The 2,925-nt window shown below is 72.1% G+C and carries 3 protein-coding genes; all 3 read left to right on the forward strand.

What is annotated here, in order from left to right; genetic code table 11:
- Positions 1-194: 194 nt before the first annotated feature.
- Positions 195-827, forward strand: coding sequence for a hypothetical protein (locus GUY59_RS46535; RefSeq protein WP_138208837.1), 633 nt, complete (start codon positions 195-197; stop codon positions 825-827).
- Positions 828-850: 23 nt separating this feature from the next.
- Complete coding sequence (locus tag GUY59_RS46540) at positions 851-2,095, forward strand: hypothetical protein (RefSeq protein ID WP_161715120.1); 1,245 nt, start codon at positions 851-853, stop codon at positions 2,093-2,095.
- The coding region (locus GUY59_RS46545; protein ID WP_138208844.1) for a serine/threonine-protein kinase at positions 2,092-2,925 on the forward strand (834 nt) is incomplete at its 3' end. The genes GUY59_RS46540 and GUY59_RS46545, both read left to right, overlap by 4 nt.

Raw genomic sequence — 2,925 nt, forward strand, 5'->3', positions numbered from 1 at the left:
GGTGAGGGGGTGGGGCTGAGGGCGAGCGCCAGCCCGATGGCCGCTGCGCCGGTCCAGGAGAAAGGCACAGTACGGAGTTTGGCGATATTTCCGTTTTGTGTTCGCTCTCTTACAAATATCTTGAAATAAGGCCTTGCCAGGTCAGGCGCGAGATAGGCAGGTGTCTGCAGGTCCGTCGACGTGGAGGGTGGAGCATGGGGACACCTCAGGCCGAGGGCGGCGACGCGCACGGCGACCCGAGGCCAGGCCTGGGCCTGTCGGTCGAGCAGCGTCCGACGCTCGTCAGGACCTACGAGGGAAACGGGAGCGGCGAGGAGTACGACTACGACCCCGACAACGTCGAGGAAGCGTACAGCGACCACATCCACTTCCACCGCAACGGCGACTACCCCGCCGAGCCGCCCGCCCCTCCCAGCAAGGAGGAGTTCGGCGACCTGCTCGCCCGCAACCGCGTCGACCCCGGCACGGCCAAGGGTGAGTCGTTCATCAAGGTCGACGCCTACGAGGACCCCGGCACCGGCAAGGCCCTGCCGACGTCCCCCGTGGAGCAGCTCCGGCGTGACCTGGAGCGCCTGCAGGGCGAGACGGGCGGGCAGAGCCTCAAGGTGCGCCTCCAGCTCGCCGCGCTGAGCGACCGGGAGCTCGGCACCTGGCAGGCCGCCGCCGACTTCAAGATGACCACCGACAAGGCACAGTCCACGCTGACATCGGCCGTCGACCGCGTCTACCAGGTGTACTCCGCCGTGATGCAGGCGCTCGACGACACCGTCAGAACCGCCAAGAACGCCGACCGGGCCGCCGCGGGCGACCTGGGCCGCCTCACCTGATCCCGCGCATTTGACGAGAAAAGATGACTGACTACTGGGTCGAACCGCTCAAGGACACCAGGGCGCCGCAGATCGAGGACACCATGCCCGTCGGCGGCGGTGGCGGTGACGCGGAGAGCAGCGACGGCGTCTCCGCGCTCATCCAGAGCACCAAGCCGGACCGGGTCGCCGAGGCGGGCAGGCACTACAAGGCGATCGCCGACATGTGCGAGGAGTCCGTGGAACTGCTGCACAGGCAGGCCGGGGTCATCGCGGAGACGCTCGGCGGCGAGACCCTCGAACAGGTCTTCAAGACCATCGGGGAACTGCAGAAGGACCTCGCGCGCATCAGCTTCGCCGCCCGCTCCGTCGGCGAGCCCCTCCGGTGGTACGGCGAGGAGGTGCTCCCCTGGTTCCACCACAACGTGCCGAGGACGGGCAGCGTCGGGCTCGACGACTCGATCGGCGACTTCTTCGGCAGCGACACCAACGGCCACGCCCTCGCCCGGCACCACCTGCGGCAGCTCAACCGCTTCATGGGCGAGGCGTACACCGCCATGGGCGACTACGTCGAGCAACGGTCGAAGCCGCCGCAGACCGGGCCGATGAACCCGTTCGACACGCAGAATCTCCCCGCCGGGGGCATCGGCGGCCCGTACGCGGGGTCGGGGCTGGGCTCCCCGTACGGCTCGCCCGATCTCGGCGCCACACCCGGGCTGGGCGGCCCGGACCTCCCCGGCCTGAACGACCCGTCCCTCGATGACCCGTCCCTCGATGACCCGTCCCTCGATGACCCGTCGCTCAAGGACCCGTCGTTGCAGGACCCCTCCCTCCAGGACCCGTCGCAGCAGGACCCGTCCCAGCAGGACCCCTCGCTCAAGGACCCGTCGCTGCAGGACCCCGCTCAGAACCCCGACCTGAAGACGCCGGACCTGAAGACCCCTGAGGTGAAGACGCCGGACCTGCCCCAGACCCCCTCCGCGACGGACCTGTCCGGCGTGCCTCAGACCCCGGGCAACCCCGGTCCCACCACGCTCGGGCCGGGACCCACCGGGCCGGGCGCTCCTTCGGGCAGCGCCCCCGCCACGCAGCTTGGGAGCGCGGCGACGGCGCCTCCTGGCGGCGGGCGGCTCGGGGCGGGCGGCATGCCGATGGGCATGATCCCGCCCATGATGGGCGGCGCCGGGCAAGGCGGCCAGGAGCGCGACCGGGACCGCGCCAGGCTCCCGCTGGTGGAGGACGAGGCCTTCGAGACCGATGACATGGGCGGCCCGTCCGTGGTCGCATGACGGTGATCACCGAACGCGTCCGCGGCTACCGGCTGCTGGAGCGGGCAGGCCAGGACGGCCCCTGGGCCGTGCACCTCGCCCGGTCCGCGGCGGCCGGGACCGACGTCCTGGTCAAGACGCTCGCCTGCCACCGGGTGGACAAGCGGGCGCTCAAGCGGATCATACGCGGATTCGGCTTTCCCGAGCCGCTGGCCGCCCACGCGGGCGTGATCCCGGTGCTGGAGGTCGGGGCGACGGGCGACGGGCGGCCGTACCTGGTGACGCCGGTGCACGAGGGACTTACGCTGGGCGACCGGCCCGGCCGCAGCCTGCCGATGCCGCCCGCCCAGGCGGCGGGGCTGCTGCGGGCGGTGGCCGGGGCGCTCGCGGCCACCCACGCGGTGGACGGCGTACACGGGCGCGTCAAGCCGGAGAACGTCATCGTGACGGCTGGCGGCGTCGCGCTCACCGGGTTCGCGATGTCCGCGCTGATGTCCATCGTGGAACTGCCCGACGGGACCGTGCCCTCGGTGCACGCGGCGCCGGAGGAGCTGGAGGGCCGCGCGCCGGAGCCCGCGTCGGACGTGTACGCGCTCGGGTCGATGGTGTACGAGCTGCTCGCGGGGCGGCCCGCGTTCCCGCTCGACGGGCCGGGGAGCACGGCCAGGTTCACGCTCGGGGTCCTGACGGAGAGCCCTCCGCCGCTGCCCGCCGGTGTGCCGGGCGAGCTGGCGGACCTGGTGATGAAGGCCACCTCCAAGGACCCCGCCGCCCGTCCGGCCGCCACCGACCTGGCCGCCTTCACCATGAGCGCCGGCGCACCGCGAGGAGCGCCCCCGCTCGCCCCGCTC

This window comes from Nonomuraea sp. K271, from assembly GCF_009908215.1.
Taxonomy (GTDB): domain Bacteria; phylum Actinomycetota; class Actinomycetes; order Streptosporangiales; family Streptosporangiaceae; genus Nonomuraea; species Nonomuraea longispora.